15 protein-coding genes are annotated in these 21,590 nt (G+C 37.0%); 8 read left to right on the top strand and 7 right to left on the bottom strand.

The window, feature by feature from the left end; genetic code table 11:
* Positions 1 to 8: 8 nt before the first annotated feature.
* The 3 genes from AC1W31_RS01075 to AC1W31_RS01065 form a co-directional block, all read right to left on the bottom strand.
* Positions 9 to 3,122 carry an efflux RND transporter permease subunit gene (locus AC1W31_RS01075; RefSeq protein ID WP_481732540.1) on the bottom strand — a complete coding sequence of 1,038 codons (3,114 nt, stop codon included), beginning with the start codon at positions 3,120 to 3,122 and terminating at the stop codon, positions 9 to 11.
* A 72-nt stretch (positions 3,123 to 3,194) separates the two neighbouring features.
* Positions 3,195 to 4,265 (bottom strand): efflux RND transporter periplasmic adaptor subunit, encoded by a 1,071-nt coding sequence (locus AC1W31_RS01070; protein WP_481732539.1) that lies wholly within the window; start codon positions 4,263 to 4,265, stop codon positions 3,195 to 3,197.
* A gap of 370 nt (positions 4,266 to 4,635) precedes the next feature.
* Positions 4,636 to 5,589: a hypothetical protein gene (locus AC1W31_RS01065; RefSeq protein ID WP_481732538.1), complete on the bottom strand. Its 954-nt coding sequence runs from the start codon at positions 5,587 to 5,589 to the stop codon at positions 4,636 to 4,638.
* A gap of 134 nt (positions 5,590 to 5,723) precedes the next feature.
* Here AC1W31_RS01065 and AC1W31_RS01060 point away from each other — a divergent pair, with 134 nt between their 5' ends.
* From AC1W31_RS01060 to AC1W31_RS01025, 8 genes are all read left to right on the top strand, one after another.
* Positions 5,724 to 6,590, top strand: coding sequence for an inositol oxygenase family protein (locus tag AC1W31_RS01060; protein WP_481732537.1), 867 nt, complete (start codon positions 5,724 to 5,726; stop codon positions 6,588 to 6,590).
* Positions 6,591 to 6,744: 154 nt separating this feature from the next.
* Positions 6,745 to 7,332 (top strand): lysoplasmalogenase, encoded by a 588-nt coding sequence (locus AC1W31_RS01055; RefSeq protein WP_481732536.1) that lies wholly within the window; start codon positions 6,745 to 6,747, stop codon positions 7,330 to 7,332.
* Positions 7,333 to 7,372: 40 nt separating this feature from the next.
* Positions 7,373 to 8,386 carry a glycosyltransferase family 2 protein gene (locus tag AC1W31_RS01050; RefSeq protein ID WP_481732535.1) on the top strand — a complete coding sequence of 338 codons (1,014 nt, stop codon included), beginning with the start codon at positions 7,373 to 7,375 and terminating at the stop codon, positions 8,384 to 8,386.
* Between the two features lie 122 nt (positions 8,387 to 8,508).
* Complete coding sequence (locus AC1W31_RS01045) at positions 8,509 to 10,557, top strand: S9 family peptidase (protein WP_481732534.1); 2,049 nt, start codon at positions 8,509 to 8,511, stop codon at positions 10,555 to 10,557.
* 42 nt (positions 10,558 to 10,599) lie between these two features.
* Positions 10,600 to 11,589 carry a DUF1028 domain-containing protein gene (locus AC1W31_RS01040; protein ID WP_481732533.1) on the top strand — a complete coding sequence of 330 codons (990 nt, stop codon included), beginning with the start codon at positions 10,600 to 10,602 and terminating at the stop codon, positions 11,587 to 11,589.
* Positions 11,590 to 11,787: 198 nt separating this feature from the next.
* Positions 11,788 to 12,339 carry an REP-associated tyrosine transposase gene (locus AC1W31_RS01035; RefSeq protein WP_481732532.1) on the top strand — a complete coding sequence of 184 codons (552 nt, stop codon included), beginning with the start codon at positions 11,788 to 11,790 and terminating at the stop codon, positions 12,337 to 12,339.
* 831 nt (positions 12,340 to 13,170) lie between these two features.
* Positions 13,171 to 15,591: a zinc-dependent metalloprotease gene (locus AC1W31_RS01030; protein WP_481732531.1), complete on the top strand. Its 2,421-nt coding sequence runs from the start codon at positions 13,171 to 13,173 to the stop codon at positions 15,589 to 15,591.
* Between the two features lie 79 nt (positions 15,592 to 15,670).
* Positions 15,671 to 16,300, top strand: a complete 630-nt coding sequence (locus AC1W31_RS01025; protein WP_481732530.1) for a Uma2 family endonuclease — start codon at positions 15,671 to 15,673, stop codon at positions 16,298 to 16,300.
* Positions 16,301 to 16,374: 74 nt separating this feature from the next.
* Here AC1W31_RS01025 and AC1W31_RS01020 read toward each other — a convergent pair whose 3' ends face one another.
* From AC1W31_RS01020 to yidC, 4 genes are all read right to left on the bottom strand, one after another.
* Complete coding sequence (locus AC1W31_RS01020) at positions 16,375 to 17,451, bottom strand: NADH:flavin oxidoreductase/NADH oxidase (protein WP_481732529.1); 1,077 nt, start codon at positions 17,449 to 17,451, stop codon at positions 16,375 to 16,377.
* A gap of 47 nt (positions 17,452 to 17,498) precedes the next feature.
* Positions 17,499 to 18,425, bottom strand: coding sequence for an EamA family transporter (locus AC1W31_RS01015; RefSeq protein ID WP_481732528.1), 927 nt, complete (start codon positions 18,423 to 18,425; stop codon positions 17,499 to 17,501).
* Positions 18,426 to 18,480: 55 nt separating this feature from the next.
* Positions 18,481 to 19,458, bottom strand: a complete 978-nt coding sequence (locus AC1W31_RS01010; protein ID WP_481732527.1) for a hypothetical protein — start codon at positions 19,456 to 19,458, stop codon at positions 18,481 to 18,483.
* A 127-nt stretch (positions 19,459 to 19,585) separates the two neighbouring features.
* The gene (yidC, locus tag AC1W31_RS01005; protein WP_481732526.1) at positions 19,586 to 21,448 is read right to left on the bottom strand and encodes a membrane protein insertase YidC; all 1,863 of its coding nucleotides are present in this window, start codon (positions 21,446 to 21,448) and stop codon (positions 19,586 to 19,588) included.
* Positions 21,449 to 21,590 lie beyond the last annotated feature (142 nt).

Below are 21,590 nucleotides of genomic sequence, written 5' to 3'. Positions count from 1 at the left end.
TTATTCTCTTAGTTTGTTTCTAAATGAGCCGCATCTTCCTGTTCTTCTTTGGCAAGTTTAGATTCTTCAGTGATATAATTTTTACTTGAAAAGAATGTGTAAACGGCTGGAATAACTAATAACGTCAAGATTAAAGAGAATAAAATTCCACCAACGACTACAGTTCCCAAAGGTACTCTACTGCTTGATGCCGCTCCCAAACTCAAAGCAATTGGTAAAGCACCCAGAGATGTCGCTAAACTCGTCATTAGGATTGGTCGTAAACGTTGCGCCGAAGCTTCCACGACGGCATCTAACCTTGAAAAACCTTCTTTTCGCTTCTGATTGGCAAATTCTACAATTAAAATGCCATTTTTTGTCACCAATCCAATCAACATAATCATCCCTATTTGCGAGAAAATATTGAGTGTTTGTCCAAAAAACCATAGACTTCCCAAGGCACCCGCCAAAGCTAAAGGCACCGTAATCATAATCGTAAATGGATCTTTGAAACTTTCAAATTGCGCCGCCAACAGTAAATAAATCAGCGCTAAAGCCAATCCAAAGGCAAAAGCAGTGTTAGATGAGCTCTCAGAATAATCTCTTGAAGGGCCGCTAAGAGCAGTTTGAAAGGTCTTATCGAGTACTTTATCCGCAATTCTTTGCATAGCCTGAACGCCATCGCCAATGGTTTTTCCTTCTGCCAATGAAGCCGAAACCGTTGCCGCTTTCAAGCGATTGAAGTGATATAGCGAAGGAGGGTTACTACTTTCTTCCAACTTAACTACCGCACTCAAAGGAATTCGTTCTCCACGGGTGTTGGTAACAAAAAGGTTGTTGATGTCAGTTGGTTGGGTTCTATCTTTGCGTTCAACTTGAGCGATTACTTCGTATTGTCTGCCTCTCATAGTAAAATAGGCTAAACGTCTGCCACTAAAAGCTCCTTGAACGGCACTTACTACATCCTGCGTGGTTAAAGCCAAATCTTTAATTTTAATACGATCGAAAGTCATTAAGATTTCGGGCTTATTAAATTTTAAGTTTACATCAACATTTTGGAAGGTTTTATCGTTGCGAGCTGCATCCAAAAATTTAGGAATAGCATCTTTAATTTTAGCAAAATCAATATTTTGAATAACAAATTGTACGGGTAAACTACCTCTCGAACCTAATCCAACAGAAATCGTTTGTTCTTGAATGCCAAAGACACGGGCATTATTAAATTTGCCCATTTTTTTATTCAACATTTTAGCAATTTCATCTTGCGTCTTAATCCTATTTTCGGCAGATATTAATCCAATTCGAGCGATTGATGAGTTTGTTCCTCCATTACCCCCAAAACCTGGCACCGCATTAAAAACGAATTCTTTTTCTGGAATCGAATCGTTCAAGAAGTTAGTTATTTGGTCGGAAACTGCTTGCGTATATAAATAACTTGAACCTTCAGGCGTACTGATGGTAAAACGTATATTATTTTTATCTTCCATTGGGGCAATTTCACTTTGGAGATTTTTACCCGCAAAGAAAATCAACAATCCACAAGCGAATACAATCACCCAAGCAACCCACCTAACTTTCATAAAACCTTGCAGAATTCGCTTATAGCCACTTTCCATCCCCGTAAAGAATGGTTCAGTTTTATCATAAAGCCAGCCGTGTCCTGCTTTTTTACGAGTTAAATAGACATTCAAAACAGGCGTAATTGTCAAAGAAACAAAGGCCGAAATTAACACTGCACCCGCTACAACAATCCCAAATTCACGGAAAAGACGACCAACAAATCCTTCTAAGAAAATAACGGGCAAAAACACTACTGCCAGCGTCAAAGAGGTTGAAATGACCGCAAAGAAAATCTCCTTACTTCCTTCCAACGCTGCTTTCCGAATGGGCATTCCTTGTTCTAATTTTCGGAATATATTTTCAGTAACCACAATTCCATCATCTACTACCAAACCCGTAGCCAAAACGATTCCTAAAAGTGTTAAAACATTGATAGTAAATCCAAAAAGGTACATGATAAAAAATGTCGCTATCAACGAAATAGGAATATCAATCAATGGTCGAATAGCGATAAGCCAATTCCTAAAAAAGAAGAAAATCACCAAGACAACCAATCCAAACGAAATAAGTAGCGTTTCTTGTACTTCTTTCAAAGATTGGCGAACATTTTTAGTATTATCAATCAATAATTTGAACTGAATGTCTGACTTATTTTCTTTCTGTATTTCGGCTAAACGTTTATTAAACTCATCCGCAATTTTGATATAATTGGCACCAGGTTGAGGAATAACTGCCAAACCAACGGCATATACACCGTTAAATTTCCAACTTTGTTCCAAGTTAGCAGGTCCTAATTCTACTCCTGCGACATCCCCTAATCTTACAATTCCAGTAACACTTTCACGGATAATTAAATCTCTAAATTGTTGTTCCGTGGTCAGTCTGCCCAAAGCACGAATGGTCATTTCGGTATTACTTCCGTAGATTTTACCCGCTGGAATTTCGACGTTTTCACGAGCCAAAGCATTCTGAATATCGGTGAATGAAAGTGAGTAAGCATTCATGCGGTCGGGCTTCAACCAAATACGCATCGAAAAGCGTTTCTGTCCAAAAATATTCACCCCACTTACATCATTTATGGTCTGGAAACGTTGTTGAAGCACATTTTCGGCATAATCACTCAATTCTAATAAACCTTTACTCCTACTTTGGATAGCTAATAAAAGGATAAAATCACTGTTTGCATCGGCTTTTGAAACTACGGGTGGCGCATCAATATCTTGTGGTAAACCCCTAACGGCTTGGGCTACTTTATCACGAACATCACTGGCGGCGGCCTCCAAAGGTACATCCAAATTAAATTCAACTGTAATATTACTATTTCCTAAAGTACTGGAAGAGGTAATAGAACGAATCCCGGGAATTCCATTGATTTGTTTTTCGAGCGGTTCGGTAATTTGATTTTCAACAATGTCAGGGTTTGCCCCCGTATATGAAGTGGATACCGTAATAATCGGGGGGTCAATAGCGGGGTAATCACGCACGGCAAGAAATGAAAATCCAACAATTCCAAAAAGAACGATTAGGATATTCATAACGGTTGCAAATACCGGTCTTTTTAAGGATAATTCTGAAATATTCATTGCTTAGCTTAGATACTGTTTTGTTTTGAAACTTATAACGCTGGGTGGCCTTTGAACCTTAAAAAGTAAATCTTATCTAAAGCTCAATTGTTCGTTAGATTTGACACTTCTAATTTTAACAGGTTTATCAGGTCGAGCGAATAAAACACCATCTACTACAATGGTATCACCCACAGAAACACCTTTTGTAATTTCTACAAAACTTTCTTTTCTTACACCCGTTTCAATGATGACATAAGTGGCTTTACCACCTTTTATAACCACAATTTTCTTATTTTTGTCATCTGGAATAATCGCATTTGTTGGAATGGTAATACTTTTTCTGGCTGAACCTGCCTTGAAATAAACCTTCGCAAAAGTGCCTGGATTTGCCGAACAATTAGATAAGGTAGCACGTATTAATAGGTTTCGAGTAGTTTGGTTGATTTGTGGTTCACGGGCGATTACCACTGCTTTGCATCTCGAATTATTCTGCCCTTCCACCGCAACTTCTACCACAGAACCTTTACGAATCACGGCTGAGTTTTCTTCTGGAACAGTAAAATCTACTTTCAATTTATCTACTTGTTGAATGGTGGCGAGGATAGTAGTTGGCGAAGCGTAAGCACCAGGACTCACTTGTCGCAAACCGATTACACCACTGAAAGGGGCTCTCAAAATGGTTTTATCAATCAACACTTTGGTATATTCCAAGTCCGCATTTAAGGAATTTACTTGGTTTAAAGCTACGTCATAATCAGCTTGTCCAATCCCATTAATTGCTAATAGTTTTGTCAACCTTTGTTCGGTTTTTTGAGATAAATCAAGTTGAACTTTCGTTTTATTGAGTTGCGCTTGTAAATCGGAGTCGTTGATACGAGCCAAAATGGTGCCTTTGGCAACGGTAGTACCTTCAGGAATATTAAGATAAATAATCCTGCCACTGACTTCTGGATGAAGTTCAACAAATTCATTGGCTACAATCGAACCATTTGCCTCTGTAATAGAACTAATTGTTTGGTTTTGAGCAACCATAACGTCCACAACCGCCGGTGGATCTGCTTTTTTACTTAAATCTTCCGTCTTTTTTTTGTGACATCCAACGAACATTAAACAAAGAAATAGAAGAGCAGAAGAAATAGAAAAAGTAATTTTATTATTCATTTGACTGATTAACGAATAGTTATTAGCGTTGATTTTCTGTAAAAGTAGTGGAGGATTTTTTTCGTTTAAAAAGTATTCAACCTTATTTACTATATTTTTCGACTAAACATAGCATTGTGTAGATAACCTATCCAATTGTTCAGATTTAATAATCTAAGGTGAATAGAATATCCTCATCATAAAAATAAATTTTGTATCGAAGAATATGTTGTATGGTTTGGTTAAAAAACTATGCCAGAGAAGTAAATTTAGGTAATTATCACAAACTTAAAAAAGCGTAATATTGGTAAGTATTTATTAAGAGAGACGAAAGTACACTTTTAAAAGAACTACTTCCGTAAAATAATAATTCTGAATCTAAAAATGAAGCTTAAAAATCAATCCCCGTTCCTTTCATGAATTTTGAAGACAATTTAGATTTGCTGGTAATGTAGCGAAGACTAACGCCCACGTAAGGAGCCGCTGGCAAACTCAAATTTGAAAGCATTTCATTAGCAGAATTGAAAGTCTTTACGTACCTAAAAGTGCCTAATCCTCCTTCAATTCCCAAATTAAAAACATTCAACAAATTAGCATTTGCCGATAACGAAAAACGAACTTGTTGATAATTTTGTCGGCGAATCAATTTTTCAGATATCGTATATTCTTGAAAACCAGCACTATACCCATCATAAACTGAATTAAAGTCCAAATGAAGCCATGGATTTGCTTGATAAGTCAAACTTGCTCTGAAAGGCAAAATACCCGATATTTTCCAGTCGCTCCCTAAAGCTTTCGTAAAGCCAAAAATAGGAATAATTCTAAACTTTTGATTATAAATAATGGCCGTTCCGTAAAGTATTTGCGTCCTTAATCCCAAGATTCGTAAACGTGCCGCACCCCCGTAAAAATAAGGTTGAGGATTAAAGAATGTCTCGTTCGATTGCGTTACGCCCCCACCTATGCCATACAGCCAAAATTTCTCTCGTAAGCTGGCTTTTAATTGCACAAATGTAGCTCCAAACGTTTTATAGCCCCCATCTGGTTTTTCTAAACCGTCAACGGTTGGATTGATTTGAGAAACATTGGCAATTAAAAGATTATGTTTGGCTTGAATGTCCAGCTTTTTCCCAAACCCAAAACCCGTCGAAATTTCCGTACTCAAAGGAATAATTCCCATCGCCGTTGTCCGATTAAAACCAAATTTTGTTCCATTATCCGAAACCGTTTCGGGCATATATTCCGCCCGCAAAGTGATATTTGGGTAAAATAATTGCGTCAGGGATGGCGTTTGAGCCAGACTTTTCACGACAGAAAAATATGCCGTTAGAAAAAATAGGAGCATGAATCTTTTTAAAAACATTTTGTTGAAGGATTTTGAAATTAACGTTTTTAAGTTTTTAAAAGTATTTTGGGTAAAATTTAATTTATCCGTTAAATTGTATAATTTTGAGGTGGAAAATGTGAAAAAATACTTAAATGGAATTTACAGAAAAAGAAATTGCTCCTTTGTCGAGTCTTGATGTTTGGGAAGATGATGTTTTATTACGTTACCCAGAGGAATCTCAACAAAAATCAAAAGAAGAATATCGTAATTATGATAGCCCAGTAAGGGATACCGTTCGTGAATTTTATCGTTTGAATCACAAGTTCCAAACCTTGGATTTTGTGAAGGAAAAACAAGCGGAATATTTGAGATTTAACAAAGCCGAAATGCCAATTTGGGAGGCTTTTGATTTCCTAAATACGCTCGTGGATGATTCTGACCCAGATACTTCACTCGACCAATGGCAACATTTGCTCCAAACTTCCGAAGCTATTAGAGCCGATGGTCATCCCGATTGGTTTGTTCTTACGGGCTTATTGCACGATATGGGCAAGGTTTTATGTCTTTTTGGCGAACCTCAATGGGCGGTTGTGGGCGATACATTTCCAGTAGGTTGCAAACATTCGGATAAAATTGTTTATCCAGAATATTTTGAGTTAAATCCTGATAAAGAAAACGAATTACTCAACACAAAATATGGCGTTTATGAGCCAAATTGTGGTTTAAGAAAAGTTAATATGTCGTGGGGACATGATGAATATTTGTATCAAATGGTAAAGGATTATTTGCCAGAACCAGCTTTATACATGATTCGTTACCACTCATTTTATTCACAACACCGTGAGGAGGCATACAATCACTTAATGGATGCGCACGACCACGAAATGTTTGAATGGGTAAGTAAATTTAATCCGTATGATTTATACTCGAAATTACCAACTCCTCCCGACACGGAGGCATTGAAGCCTTATTATAAAGAGCTGTTAGCCAAGTATTTACCAGCGACTTTAAAGTTTTAAAATATAAAAAAAAATTCACGATTAAAATAATTTAGTATTAACGCAGGCTGGGTTTTGAACCCTGCCTGCGTTGCCTAAAAACTTCACGTCATTGAATCTGAAAATATTTGCCACGATATACTTCACCATTTCAATACTCGAAATTATTTTTGGGATGACACATTATCAAACGGGCGTTTTTCTAACAAAGCCTTTAATTATGATTTCGATAATGGTTTTTTACTTTTTTCAAACGCAAAATCAACGAAATTTTCAAGATAAATTAATCCTCATTGCGTTCTTTTTCTCCCTATTAGGAGATACTTTTTTAATGTTTCAAGGCGAGAAATATTTCATGTTTGGCTTAGGTTCATTTCTAATTACGCATCTGTTTTATATTTTTACTTTTAGTCTTAATTGGCTAAAAACCAATATTTTAGCTCGCATTTCCTTCATTATTTTTTCGGTAATAATGCTTTTTTTACTTCAACACAATATTGGCATTTCTCTCTTTATTCCTATCGTAATCTACATAATTACCATTACAATCATGGCCATTTCCGCATCCGAGCGAAAAGCAAATTCAGAAAGTTATCGCTTGGTTTTGTTGGGTGCAGTCTTGTTTCTACTATCCGATTCTTTGATTGCGATTGATAAATTTGTGGTGCCAATTCCTTTTCAAACTTTCCTCATCATGGGTACCTACATTCTGGCCCAATACTTAATTGCGGTTGGTTTTTTAAAAAGAAACGCTCTGACTTGATAAGTTTTATCCGTAATTTGCGGGAAACTTTTTAACCATAATGTCCAGAAAATATTCCATTATTATTCCCGTTTATAATCGTTCCGACGAAGTAGAAGAATTATTGCAATGTCTTGTAAATCAGACTTACACAAATTTTGAAGTAGTCATTATTGAAGATGGTTCAGTCATTAAATGTAATGAAGTAGTTGAAAAATTTAAGCAAACTTTAGCAATAAATTATTACTTTCAACAAAATATGGGACAAGGTTTTGCCAGAAATACAGGTTTTAACTATGCCAGAGGGGAATATTTTATCGTATTAGATTCTGATGCTTTAATTGAAAATAATTATCTCCAAATCGTTGATAATCAACTGAATACCAATTTCTTAGACTTATACGGAGGTCCAGACCGTGACCATCCCAATTTTTCCCCCATCCAAAAAGCCATTAGTTATTCCATGACTTCGCTCTTTACCACGGGCGGTATACGTGGCAGTGAAAGGAATTTAGGCGGTACATTTCATCCTCGAAGTTTCAACATGGGACTTTCAAGAGCAGTTTGGGAGAAAACGAAGGGTTTTGTTATTACCAGAATGGGCGAAGACATTGAGTTTTCAATTCGTGCCATTTCCTTGGGTTTTAAATCTGGATTAATCCCCGAAGCCTTCATTTATCACAAACGCAGAACCAGTTTTTCGCAGTTTTTTAAGCAATTAAAATTCTTCGGAAAAGCCCGCATAAATATTAGTCGTTTTTTCCCGAAAGAACTAAAATTGGTCCATACATTTCCGATGCTTTTCACCTTAGGATGCCTTTCGATTCCTATCTTTTTCCTAAGTTATAAACCACTTTTTTATGTAGAAATTATCTTTTTAGGAATCTATATTTTACTAAATTTTATTGATTCAACCTTGAAAAATAAAAGTATAAAAGTAGGACTATTGAGTGTGGTAGCCGTTTTTGTTCAATTATTTGGCTACGGAATTGGTTTCATGACGGAAGGTTGGAGACGCTTTTTTGAAGAAAAAGGCTATAAACAAACGGGCGAACGGATTGAGTATCCTTCTTGATAAATGCTAAAAAGGAAATTTTACGACTCTTTTTGATTACGCATGCCGTAGAATTGATGTTTTTTTACGATATTTAGACTAAAAAATGATTATCACTAAAAATCGACTAACTCATCAACTTCATGAAAAAAAATATCATTCTTTTACTTTTACTCTCGCTAAGTACTTATGCTCAAAAAAATAGTAGCATAAAATTTGAGGATTATTTGTCCTTACGCAACTTAGGAAACCCCATCATTTCGCCCGATGGAAAAAATATTGTTTTCTCGGTAACTACGGCAGATTGGAAAGAAAATGCTTACGATACTGAACTTTGGCTTTCAAAAAATAAGCAAACGCCTTTTCAATTAACCCGAACCACAAAAGGAAGTAGCCTTTCAGCCAGTTGGTCGTCCGATAATAAATGGATTGCTTTTTTGGCCGATAGAGGTGATAAAAATCAAATTTATGTGATTCGAGCCGATGGAGGGGAAGCACAACAAATTACGAAAGAAGAGGAAGGAATTAATAGTTTCAGTTGGTCGCCCGACGGAAAAACCTTAGCTATTTTGATGAATGAGAAGGATTCAAAAAGTCTAAAATCAAAAAAAGAACGTTACGGTGGTTTTGAAGTGGATGACGAAGAATTTAAACTTTCGCATTTGTGGTTGGTAGATTTTTCGGCGGATTTATTTCCATCACCCAACGAAAAACCGTGCTACGACCCCAAAGATTCTACCAAAACCTGCGTTAATTTCCCTAAACCTATCCGATTAACGCAAGGCGATTTTACGGTTACCAGTTTCAAATGGTCGCCCGATGGTTCAAAAATTGCTTTTGCTCACCAACCAAATCCACTCATTCAGTCGGGAGCGTCATCAAATATTTCCTACCTTGAAATTGCTTCTAAGAAAAAAATTCCCTTGGTAGAAAATGGCGGAGGAGATTTTTTGGGTACTTGGTCGCCTGATTCTAAAAATATTCTTTACACAACTTCCCTGAACGATACCGTTTCCAATTACTACAAAAACTCAAAGACATTTAGCATTGATTTACAGACTAAATCGCCCAAACAATGGCTTGCTGATTTTAATGAAAATATCAATGTTGTTGAATGGGCGAACGAAGGTTTGTATTTTACCGCTTCGCAAAAAACCAAAGCAAAATTATTTTTGGCAGATAATCCAACAGGAAAATTTAAAGAAATTCAAACAAAATTTGAGCTGATTAACAATCCAAGTTTTTCAAAAGATGCAAAACAGATAGCATTTTTGGGTAGAAGTTACAACGAACTTTTTGAGGTTCAAACGGGTGAAATGTTGGATTTAAAGTTTACGACGCTCACCAATATGAATGCCCAAATCAAGAATTGGCAAACGGCTAATAGTGAGGTCATTAAATGGAAAAGTAAAGACGGAGCTGAAATTGAAGGCGTTTTGCACAAACCTAAAAATTACGACCCCTCAAAAAAATATCCTTTATTAGTCATGATTCACGGTGGACCAACGGGCGTAGATGTACCCACGCCAACACCGGGTGGAAGTGTCTATCCAATTTTACAATTTCTTGAAAAAGGTGCTTTGGTTTTACGCCCCAATTATCGTGGTTCTGCGGGTTACGGAGAAGCTTTTCGTTCTTTGAATGTGCGTAATTTAGGCATTGGGGATATGTGGGATGTGATGTCGGGCGTGGATTTTTTGAAAAATAAAGGCATGATTGATACTACCAGAATGGGTTCAATGGGTTGGAGTCAAGGTGGTTATATTTCAGCATTTTTAACGACGAATACCAATGTTTTCAAAGCCATTTCTGTCGGAGCCGGGATTTCAAATTGGGTAACGTATTATGTAAGCACTGATATTCATCCATTTACGAGACAATATTTGAAATCAACTCCGTGGAGCGACAAAGATATTTACCAGAAAACTTCACCCATGACCAATATAAATAATGCCAGTACGCCAACGCTAATTCAGCACGGAGAATTGGATAAAAGAGTCCCGATTTCTAATGCTTACGAATTATTGCAGGGGCTTCAAGATAGGGGCGTTCCTGCTAAATTGGTTGTTTATAAAGGATTTGGACACGGAATTACTAAACCCAAAGAACGTTTGGCGGCTTTATGGCACAACTGGATGTGGTTTAATAAATATATTTGGAAAGAGGTGGAAGAAATGCCTTTGGATAAATAATAATCGTAAATTAACAAATTTTAAAACTATCAGATAATCAACATGAAAAAATATATTCTTCCATTCTTATGTTTATTTTTTTATCAAGCCAATGCCCAATTTTTCAAAAAAGACAAAGGTCTGGCTCACACTTTTTCAATTGTCGCCCGTGACGAAAAAACGGGTGAAATTGCCGTTGGCGTTCAAAGTCATTGGTTTAGTGTTGGTACTTCGGTTTCGTGGGCAGAGGCTGGCGTTGGGGCAGTTGCCACACAATCGTTTACCAATAAATCGTTTGGAATCAGAGGTTTGGCTTTATTAAAACAAGGAAAAACTGCCCAAGAAGCACTTGATATTTTGTTATCGGATGATGCAGGAAGAGAAGTTCGTCAGGTAGGAATTGTGGATGCCAAAGGAAATGTAGCCAATTTCACAGGCAAAAATTGTGTGGATTTTGCGGGACAACTAAAAGGGAAAAACTATGCCGTTCAGTCAAATATGATGTTGAATGATAAAGTACCTGCGGCGATGGCAAAATCTTACGAAGCCAATGCCAATTTACCTTTAGCAGAACGAGTTTTGGAAGCCTTGAAAGCGGCTCAAAAAGTGGGCGGTGATATTAGAGGAAAGCAATCAGCGGCCATTTTAGTGGTAAAAGGAGAAGCTACGGGCAAGCCGTGGGACGAAAACCATTTGGTAGATTTGCGAGTGGACGATAACGCCGCACCTTTGGTAGAAATGGAAAGATTATTGAAAACGCACCGTGCCTACGAACACATGAATAATGGCGACTTGGCAACGGAAGTAAATGACATGAAATTAGCCATGCAAGAATACGAAGCCGCCATGAAAATGTTTCCTAAAAACTTAGAAATGCAATATTGGACGGCAATTACCTTGGCAAATAACGGACAAATTTCAAAGGCAACGCTCATGCTAAAAGCCATTTACGCCCAAGAACCCAATTGGAAAGAAATGACCAAAAGATTACCAAAACCGGGATTATTGACGGTGAAGGGGAAGGATTTGGAGATGGTTTTGGGCGTGAGATAACAAGTATTTTCGCCATTACCACTTGCCATTGTTGGTGTTTTTCACCAACAATCGGACGAATAGTTTTTGTACGATTACTTATGAAACGGAGACTGGTCGTAGGTTTAGCGAAGCGTTCCTACGACCTATAATCGCATAGAGCGTCTCGCTCGTTCGTTGAATACACAAAAATAATTTTACACCTAAAATCAAGAAAACATGGCAAGAAAATACAAATTCCATGATAATAGTAAACTCTACTTCGTTACCTTCACCGTGGTAAATTGGATTGACGCATTTATACGTGAAGAGAATAGGAATATATTTTATGAAAGTGTCAAATATTGTCAAGAAAATAAAGGCTTGGAGGTTTATGGTTACTGTATTATGACTTCTCATATTCACATGATTATTGGTACTGAAAGTGACAATTTGTCAGATATTGTACGAGATTTGAAGAGTTTTACTTCTCGTCAAATTCGTAAGACCCTTGAAGTATCTACCTCTGAAAGCCGTAGAGAATGGATGCTTTGGATGTTTGGACGGGCTGGCAAGAAAAATGAACGAAATATTGACTATCAATTCTGGATGCAACATAATCATCCAATAGAACTATCGAATCGTGAAATGACTCTGCAACGACTAAATTATATGCATCAAAATCCCGTTGAAATTGGGTTTGTTGAAAAGGAAGAAGAATGGCTGCACAGTAGTTGCAGTGATTATTATGGAAATAGAAAAGGACGTATTGAGTTGGTTTTCCTCGAATAAATGCTTATAATATTTAACGAACGAGCGAGACGCTCTATGTAGTTATAGGTCGTAGGAACGCTTCGCTAAACCTACGACCAGACCCGGGAGAACCTAAAACTTGAAGAGTTGCTTACGCAAGTGTTGTTGGTGGAAAACACCAACAACGGCAAAAAATGAACGGATCCTCTATATGTTTTAGGTAGTAGCGGATGCTAAGACCAGAGATAGTATTATCCCCAAAAAAATAAAAAATGATAAGCGAGGAACAACTAAAACTAATTAAAAAGTCTAAAAATCAATACATATTATCTTTAATTGCAGGGAATACTATTCAGTCCTTTTTTATTTTTCTAATTTTCGTTCAATTAGCATCAAAAGAAGATAATATGTTAATCGCATCACTTATAATGATATTTGTACTGTTGCCATTTGGTTTTTTTTAGGATACCAACCTTACAAAGCCTATATTCAAATGCGTCAAATGGTCAAAGAGTATGTGAAAGAGAACTCCAATTTTGTTTTTACATTAATTTCTGGGGAAAAAATACTGTGTAATTCAGACAATGTTATATTATCTAAAATCACATCTACTTACATTATAGGTAGAGACGAAATACAATTAATGAGTTTTTTTATTAAGTCTAAAAAAGTGTATTATTATTATTGGATTTAATGCCCCCGCAGTCGCTCGGCTCTTGCCGAGTGACGCTTATCGTTAAGCCCTCTGGGCGTAGTTGAATTAGCTAAAAAATAAGATTAAAGCAAAGAAATGTCAATTCATTTATCTCAAACTTACTGTATTCAAAACCAACCATCACATTAACAAACAAATCAACAAAATCAGCATTTATGAAAAAACTATTATTCCTCTGTGTATTACTAATTTCCTTCCAAGGATTTTCTCAGAAGCTCCCATCCATTTCCGAAAAAATGGCTAATTTAAAGAAATATGAAGGTTTTATGCCTTTTTATTGGGATGAAGATTCGGGTAAAATTTGGCTTGAAATTTCTTCTCTCAATCAAGATTTCTTGTACGTTTCGTCACTTCCTGCGGGTTTAGGTTCAAATGATATTGGTCTCGACCGTGGACTATTGGGCGATGAAAAAGTGGTGTTTTTTAACAAAGTTGGACGCAAAATCATGCTCATTCAACCCAATTTGAGATACCGTGCCATCACCAACGATGCCAACGAAAAACGTGCCATCGAACAATCTTTTGCACAATCTACGCTTTGGGGTTTCACCGTTGAAGCCGAAGAAAATGGCAAATATTTGGTAGATGCAACGGATTTTTTAATGACCGACCCCATGGGAATTCCTGACCGTTTGAAAGATACCAAACAAGGAAGTTACGCTCCCGATAAATCTCGTTCGGCGATGTATTTGACTCGTACCAAAAACTTTCCATTAAATTCTGAATTTGAAGTTACCTTAACTTTCACGGGCGGAAGCGATGCAGGAAATTTCGTGAAATCGGTAACACCAAGTTCGGATGCGATTACCTTGCGTGTTCACCACAGTTTTGTGCAATTGCCAGATAATCAATTTGAAAAACGAGTTTTTGACCCACGTTCAAGTTTCAATGCCTTGGGATACATGGATTACGCAACGCCCGTGAGCGAGCCGATTGAAAAGTATTTTATTGTCCGTCACCGTTTGAAGAAAAAAGACCCGACGGCTAAAATTTCGGAAGCGGTTAAGCCCATTATTTATTATTTGGACAATGGAACGCCCGAACCAATTCGCTCGGCTTTGATGGACGGAACGGCTTGGTGGAATCAGGCATTTGAGGCGGCAGGTTATAAAAATGCCTTCCAAGTTAAATTATTGCCCGACGATGCCGACCCGATGGATTGTCGCTATAATGTTATCAATTGGGTTCACCGTTCCACTCGTGGGTGGTCGTATGGAGCATCCGTAACAGACCCACGCACGGGCGAAATCATCAAAGGACACGTGAGTTTAGGGTCGTTGAGAGTTCGTCAAGATTATTTAATTGCCCAAGGTTTGCTTTCACCTTTTGAAAATGGTCAAAAACTTGAACCCGAAAAAGACCCCATGCTCAAAATGGCTTTGGCTCGTTTGCGTCAATTGGCGGCTCACGAAGTTGGGCATACTTTAGGTTTGATGCATAATTATACCGCCAGTATCAACAGCCGTGGTTCGGTGATGGACTATCCGCACCCAACCGTGAAATTAGATGCGAAAGGCGAAGTGGATTTAAGCGATGCTTATGCCGTAGGAATTGGCGAATGGGATAAAGTTTCGATTACTTACGGTTATCAAGATTTCCCGAAAGGAACGGATGAAAAAGTGGCTTTGAATAAAATTTTGAAGGATTCGCACGATAAAGGATTGTTATTTTTGACCGACCAAGATGCTCGTTCGGCGGGTTCTGTGAGTCCAACCGCTCATTTGTGGGACGGTGGAAAAAATCCAGTGGATGAATTAGAAAATTTGATGAAAGTTAGAGAAAAAGGGCTTAAAAGTTTTGGTGAAAAAACGATTAGAACGGGCGTTCCGATGGCGTTTTTAGAAGATGCTTTAGTACCACTTTACAACATTCATCGTTATCAAATTGAAGCCGTTTCAAAATTGGTAGGTTCAATGGATTATCATTATGCAGTGCGTGGCGATGGTCAATTTATTACCAAATCCGTTACAAAAGAAACGCAACAAAAAGCCTTAGAAACTGCCTTAAAATGCCTTTCGGCTGATTTTTTGACTTTACCAGAAAATATTATCTCCTTGATTCCTCCACGTCCAGCGGGATATATGTCTTCGAGAGAATTGTTTAAAAAACGTACAGGTTTAGCATTCGACCCATTGGCGGCGGCAGAATCAGCGGCTGATTTTCCATTACAATTTTTATTTCATCCAGAAAGAGCTTCTCGCATGATTGAATACGAAGCCAGAAATGGTGGTTTAGGGTTAGAAGAAATGATAGCGCAAGTGTTGGATAAAACCTTCAAAACGGCTAAAAATCAAGGATTAAATCGAAAAGTGCAATTCCAAACGGAGCAAATTGTCTTGACGCATTTAATGGCTTTAAGTACCAACGAAGCGGCAAATTATCAAGTAAAAGCCGTTTGCGGAAAAGCCTTGAGAGAATTAAAAACGTATTTGGAGGAAACTAAAAAAACTGCCAAAGAGGCTGATTATCAGGCTCATTTAGATTACGCTTTGGAGAGAATGAAGAACCCTTCGGCGGCGAAAGTGGCAGTTCACAAAGAATTGCCTCCAGGAGCTCCAATTGGGTGTGATGAGTAATAAAGACTTCAGTCTGTTTTGATGACATAAAGACTAAAGTCTGTGATACTTTTCTTATATTTGATAAAAAAACAAGGCTATGGTTATTGATAAAAACATAAAAGAAACCATTTTGTCGGAAGTGACTACGCAAAAATTGGTGCGTGTTCCTGCCCCGAAAGAAGATTATTTTACTTTAGCAGAAGACTTACCTTTCAAAATAGAATACCACGAAAATGAGATTGTAACTATGGGTTTGGCATCATATTGGCATGAAAAAATAACAGCTACTTTAATAGCGTTATTATATCAAGTATTTAATCAGCAATACGAAGATTTTGATATTTTAGGAAGTAATTCAGGCGTACAAATTCCAAAATTTGAAGGTGGATATTATATGCCCGATGTGATGATTGTGAAGGGAAATCCGATTTTTAAAGAAAATTCAACCGCCATCATCTCAAATCCATATATCATTGTGGAAGTGCTATCTCCTGCTACCAAAGCCTTTGATTTATCCGAAAAATTACCAGAATATAAATTAGTCGAAAGTCTTCAACAAGTAATTTATGTAAATCCACAGAAAGTGAGTGTTTCTACTTTTATTCGCTCAGAAAACCCAAATGCTTGGATAAATCAAGATTTTTATAGCCTTGAAGATTCCATTGTCGTGGAAGGAGTAACTATTTTATTAGCGGATATTTATCGTAAAATTCGCTTTGAGGTGTAGAGAATTTTGCAGACATAAAAAAGACCTTTTGAATAGTCTATCATTCAAAAGGTCTTTTTTATATCTGTTAAATTCTATTTCTTAATTCGTTTGGCTCGCTCATATTGCTTTGCCCACTGAGTATCATAACCCAGTTCATAAGCGGCTCGCATGGGAAAATAGGGGTCTCTAAGCATTTCTCGGGCTAAAAATACCAAATCGGCCTTTCCAGAAGTAATAATTTCTTCCGCTTGTGAAGGCGACACAATCATCCCGACTGCCCCAGTCGTCATTCCTGTTTTTTCACGAATACTTTGCGCAAACGGGACTTGATACCCAAATCCTACGGGAATTTTCTCTGGTGGAGTCAATCCTCCTGAAGAACAATCAACAACCTCAACGCCTTTCTCTTTTAAAATAGCCGATAATTTAATCGAATCTTCGATTGTCCAACCATTTTCAAGCCAATCTGTGGCAGAGATTCTGACAAAAAGTGGTAAATTTTCAGGAATAATTGCCCTTACATCATCGGTGATTTGTAACAACAATTTTATTCGATTTTCAAAACTTCCTCCGTATTCATCGGTACGCTTATTAATTAAAGGTGACATAAATTCATGTACCAAATAACCGTGTGCCGCATGAATTTCTATAATTTTAAAACCTGCTTCTAAGGCTCGTTTGGTAGCGCTTTTAAAGTCTTCAATCACTTTTTCAATCCCTGCCAAAGTAATCGTCGTTGACATTGATTTTTCATCCGCCAGTAGCACTTCACTCGGTGAAACGACTTCCCATCCTCCATTATTGGGCGTAATGTAACTTCGCCCATTCCAAGGTTCTTGTGAGCTTGCTTTATAACCCGCATGAGCCAACTGAATTCCTGCAACCGAACCATTTTGATGCATAAAATCAGTGATTCGTTTTAGTGGAGCAATGTGTTCATCTTTCCAAATGCCTAAATCGGCGGGAGAAATTCGTCCTTCTGGCGAAATTGCAGCAGCTTCCGTAAAAATTAAAGCGGCCCCTCCTACTGCACGACTTCCTAAATGCACAAAATGCCAATCATTTGGAAAACCATCCACGGCAGAATATTGACACATGGGCGAGACGACAATACGGTTTTTGAGGGTAATACCTCTTAATTTTAGAGGAGAAAATAAATTCGGATTCATAGTTAATTTTATCTGATGATTAAATTAGCAACATCCAGTAAATGGTTTTAGTTTTCTTTCAGCGAAACATTTCGATTGGCAGCGGTTATCAGCACGACTGCTGTGAGAATAATTGCCCCCGCTAACAGCATCAGTGGATGTAAATGTTCATTAGCGAAAGTAGCCCCTAAAATCATGGCAACTAAGGGATTCACATACGTATAGGTAGCCACAAGTGTAGGCGGAGCAACTTTCGATAACCAACCGAAAACCAAGAACCCAACAACTGAACCAAAAGTCAATAAATAGGCAAAAGCACCCATAGCTTTTGGGGTTACATTTTGGACATGAAAACTATCAAATTCACCCATTAAACCGCTTAAAATCAATGATAAACTTCCACCGATAATCATTTGCATTCCAGCAATTTGTGAAGCGTGATAATTGTTGATACTCGCATTTTTAACCACCACTACGCCAATATACCAACCTAAAACAGCAAAAAACAAACAGATAATTCCTAATAAATAGTATTGTTCAGAACCTTTAAGCGCCAAAGATTTTAGGCTCATCAAAATACTTACGCCAACTACCCCTAAGAATGCGCCCATGATAACTTTTCGTTTTGGTTTTTCATTATTCCATAACCAGAGTAAAACAATCAACATCACGGGGCCGGAAGCAGAAAACAAGGCTGAATAGCTTGAAGGAACCCATTTAGCCGCCTTAGTTGTTAGTCCATTGCCAATCGTTAGCATAAAAAAACCAGATAAAGCGGTGGTTATTAGCATTTTTCGACTTGGCTTTTGATATTTTTTAGACAGAATTGCGAAAGCAAAAAGAATGGTTCCTGCTAAAAAATTTCGAAGACCCGAAACCATAAATGGAGGCACACTTTCAACCACAAAACGTATTCCCAAATAAGTAGAACCCCAAATTAAATAAAGCGTTATTAGCCCTGCCCAAATCTTTAATGACTGATTTTGATTATTCATATATGTTAATTTTAGTAGGCAATAAAAGAAATTCTTTGCCTACCATTCAATAATATCAATCCACTCCACAAATTAATTTATCTATTATTTTATCATGAAAAAAGCCCTCTGCCACAACGCCCGCTTGATTTAATAAAGTTTCCATTTTAGGATACTCTTCTCCTAATACACGATAGGCTTCGTTCATGGCTTCTTCATCCTTCAAAAAAGCAATTTCTTGAAAAGCGTCTTTTAGAACGGTGATTTTTAAACCTTTATCCTTCAATTTTCCTAACTCAGAAATCATCCAACTTAGAGCCAAGAATTGATATTTTTCTAAAAATAAATGATGCTTTACATTTTTAGATTCTGGCAATTGATTGAAAGGAGAAGAGACAATTTCAGCCGTCAAATATTTTTTCAATTCATTCGTAGATGCCTTAATTTCATGCAATTTTATAACGCCTTGAAGCGCTTGTGGATAAATGCTTAACCAGCGCAATTTTCTCCTCAATTCATGCACTTCACTTTCAACGTTATTAAATTTGAAGGTAGTTTTAACAACAAATTCATTAATTTTCTTGACTTGCTTGTAATAATATTTTTCAATATTTACAACTTCATCTTCTTGATTTTGCCATTTTGCAATGGACAAGCCTTCATTAATTTTTCTTAGTGTTTTGCCGCTGTTCCAACCTCTTTTTAACAATATTTCATTAAAACTTACAATCTTTTCTCTTGTTTTGGCTTCTAAATAACTTTTTACCGAAACGGGTATTTTTTCATTAGCATGAAATTCTTGTAGAAAAGCAGCATAATAATCAATTGCGCCTAAAACATCTTCAACTTCTTTGAATCGCACATTTAATTCTGCAAAAAAAATTTTATTATGAAATTGAGCGTACATTTTCGACAGACTTTCCAACATAAACATTGGCGTTCGTAAATCGTGTAAAAATAACCAAAGGGCTGGATTTTCGTGGTTCGTGGATTCCGTTAGAAGGGCATTTACTTTACTTAATTGAATATCAAATCTGGCTTTTCCTTGTTTCATTTTAATTAATTTTTTGTTTGTAAAAGTATGGAATATTAAAAGAAACAAAAACAGGCAACAGATTTGAAATTCTATTGCCTGTTTTTAAAACTTTCAATGAGGACAAAACACCCTCACTATTGCTAACTTATTTCTTCTTTTTCTTATTATCGACTGGAGGTTGTGCCTTTTGCGCTTCTTCAACCGCTTTCATTTGCTTAGAAATATATTCAGAAAAACGTGATTTTTTAGCCCCACCACCCGCAGCAATTTTCTTACGGTTATCGTCCAAAATATCTTTGATTTTATCTTCATCCACAAATTTACGAATACCAATTTGTTGACCAATCGTTACAATATTGGAAATAAAGTAATAGAAACTCATACCCGCTGGCAAAGAGTTCATCACAAACATAAAGATTACGGGCGTAATATAGGCCATTTTCTTCATGTCAATTGGTTGTCCTGTTTGGTCTGGCGTGTTTTGGTTATTATAATATCCGTAGGCAATACTCGAAACGGTCATCAATAGCGTAAACAGACTGACGTGGTTGCCGTATAGAGGAATGCTAAATGGTAAAGTGGCAATTGAATCGAACGTTGAAAGGTCATTTGCCCACAAAAACGATTGCTGACGAAGGTTAATCAAGTTCGGGAACAACATAAAAACAGCCATCAAAACGGGCATGGTTGCTACCACTGGCACACAACCACTCAAAGGACTTACGCCAACTTCGCCGTACAATTTCATTTGAGCTTGTTGTTGCTTTGCTGGGTCATCACCAATTTTTTCTTTAATTGCGTTTAATTCAGGCTGTAAAATTCTCATTTTTGCCATACTCACATACGATTTGTAGGTCAATGGCAACAAAGCAAATTTGATAATCAAAACCAAGGCAATGATTAATAAGCCATAGTTAGAGAAAATCTTTTCCAAGACATTAAACAAAGGCACAAAAACGTAACGAGTGATTGGCAAAAATATATCGTAACTCAATTTTACATTTTTACCAAAACCTGGCGCTACGTCTTTGATGATGTTGTAATCGTTAGGTCCAAAATACCATTGAAAATTACCTTTTCCTGCTTTAATTCCCGCCAAGTTCAAATCCATATTGGCACGAAGCGTTTTGATATTCAAAGAATCTTGCTCATTGGCAGTTCCTGTTACCTCCGCTTTTTGGATTGGGTCATTCTTGGTAATAAAACTTGATAAAAAGTATTTCTTTTTAAAGGCTACCCATTTCAAAGGTTGATCTAATTTCGCATCATTTGAACCCGTTGGAGACTCCGATAGTTGGTCGAAGTTTTCACCATCATTGATTAAATAATTAACGGTTGCTTTACGGTTTTCGGTTAAATCTTTCTCCGTTGGACGAACATTTTCAACCCAATTCATTTTAACGGATTCATTTTTTAAAATTCCGTCCAAACCCGTCAATTTCAAATCATTATCCACTAAAAAGCCAGCACCTGCCAAGGTATAAGTTTGTTCAACAGTTTGTCCATTGGCCAATTGCAAATTAAAAACAACTTTATCCGTTTTTCCTTCGGCAACCATTCCACCCACCGAGTTCGTATTGAAATACAATTTATTCAAATCAATATTTCCTTTAGTCGTCGGTAATTCAAGTGAAATTTTATCAAAATCTTGGTCAAAAATCACCAAAGGATCTTTTTTATTTTCTGCGAAAGCAGTGTAGGTTTGATAATTTTTCAACAAAACCTGTTTCACACGTCCCCCTTGCGAGGTAAAAGTTACTTTAATGTCTTTATTTTCTAAAACAACATCTTTACTGATTCCAACTGCTGCCGTTGCGAAATCTCCTGCGGCAGTTTTTGCGGCATTTGAATCAATGGTGACAATTTTTTGAGGGGTAATTGAAGATTGGGTAGTTTTTGCTTTTTGTTGTGGTTTCTCTGGTTCAATCTTTGGGGCAAAGAAAAATTGATAACCCAGCAACATTGCCATTATCAATACTAAACCCGTGATTTGATTCTTATCCATCATTATTTCTCGTACATTTTTGAGTTAAAGAACTCGCTTTTAAATTAATATGCTATTAGTCGTAAATTGAAGTGCAAAATTACTAAGACTTATCCGTATTTGGTAATGGATTAAACTTAATTGTGATTAAAGGTTAAATTGATTC

This window comes from Arcicella sp. (assembly GCF_964672035.1).
Note: the sequence above shows the minus strand (reverse complement) of the source record. Positions and strands in the feature narration are given on the sequence as shown.

Excerpts from the sequence above, each read along its gene's own strand:
- AC1W31_RS01075 (WP_481732540.1), bottom strand. The coding sequence starts at position 3,122 with ATGAATATTTCAGAATTATCCTTAAAAAGACCGGTATTTGCAACCGTT.
- AC1W31_RS01070 (WP_481732539.1), bottom strand. The coding sequence starts at position 4,265 with ATGAATAATAAAATTACTTTTTCTATTTCTTCTGCTCTTCTATTTCTT.
- AC1W31_RS01065 (WP_481732538.1), bottom strand. The coding sequence starts at position 5,589 with ATGCTCCTATTTTTTCTAACGGCATATTTTTCTGTCGTGAAAAGTCTG.
- AC1W31_RS01060 (WP_481732537.1), top strand. The coding sequence starts at position 5,724 with ATGGAATTTACAGAAAAAGAAATTGCTCCTTTGTCGAGTCTTGATGTT.
- AC1W31_RS01055 (WP_481732536.1), top strand. The coding sequence starts at position 6,745 with ATGACACATTATCAAACGGGCGTTTTTCTAACAAAGCCTTTAATTATG.
- AC1W31_RS01050 (WP_481732535.1), top strand. The coding sequence starts at position 7,373 with ATGTCCAGAAAATATTCCATTATTATTCCCGTTTATAATCGTTCCGAC.
- AC1W31_RS01045 (WP_481732534.1), top strand. The coding sequence starts at position 8,509 with ATGAAAAAAAATATCATTCTTTTACTTTTACTCTCGCTAAGTACTTAT.
- AC1W31_RS01040 (WP_481732533.1), top strand. The coding sequence starts at position 10,600 with ATGAAAAAATATATTCTTCCATTCTTATGTTTATTTTTTTATCAAGCC.
- AC1W31_RS01035 (WP_481732532.1), top strand. The coding sequence starts at position 11,788 with ATGGCAAGAAAATACAAATTCCATGATAATAGTAAACTCTACTTCGTT.
- AC1W31_RS01030 (WP_481732531.1), top strand. The coding sequence starts at position 13,171 with ATGAAAAAACTATTATTCCTCTGTGTATTACTAATTTCCTTCCAAGGA.
- AC1W31_RS01025 (WP_481732530.1), top strand. The coding sequence starts at position 15,671 with ATGGTTATTGATAAAAACATAAAAGAAACCATTTTGTCGGAAGTGACT.
- AC1W31_RS01020 (WP_481732529.1), bottom strand. The coding sequence starts at position 17,451 with ATGAATCCGAATTTATTTTCTCCTCTAAAATTAAGAGGTATTACCCTC.
- AC1W31_RS01015 (WP_481732528.1), bottom strand. The coding sequence starts at position 18,425 with ATGAATAATCAAAATCAGTCATTAAAGATTTGGGCAGGGCTAATAACG.
- AC1W31_RS01010 (WP_481732527.1), bottom strand. The coding sequence starts at position 19,458 with ATGAAACAAGGAAAAGCCAGATTTGATATTCAATTAAGTAAAGTAAAT.
- yidC (WP_481732526.1), bottom strand. The coding sequence starts at position 21,448 with ATGATGGATAAGAATCAAATCACGGGTTTAGTATTGATAATGGCAATG.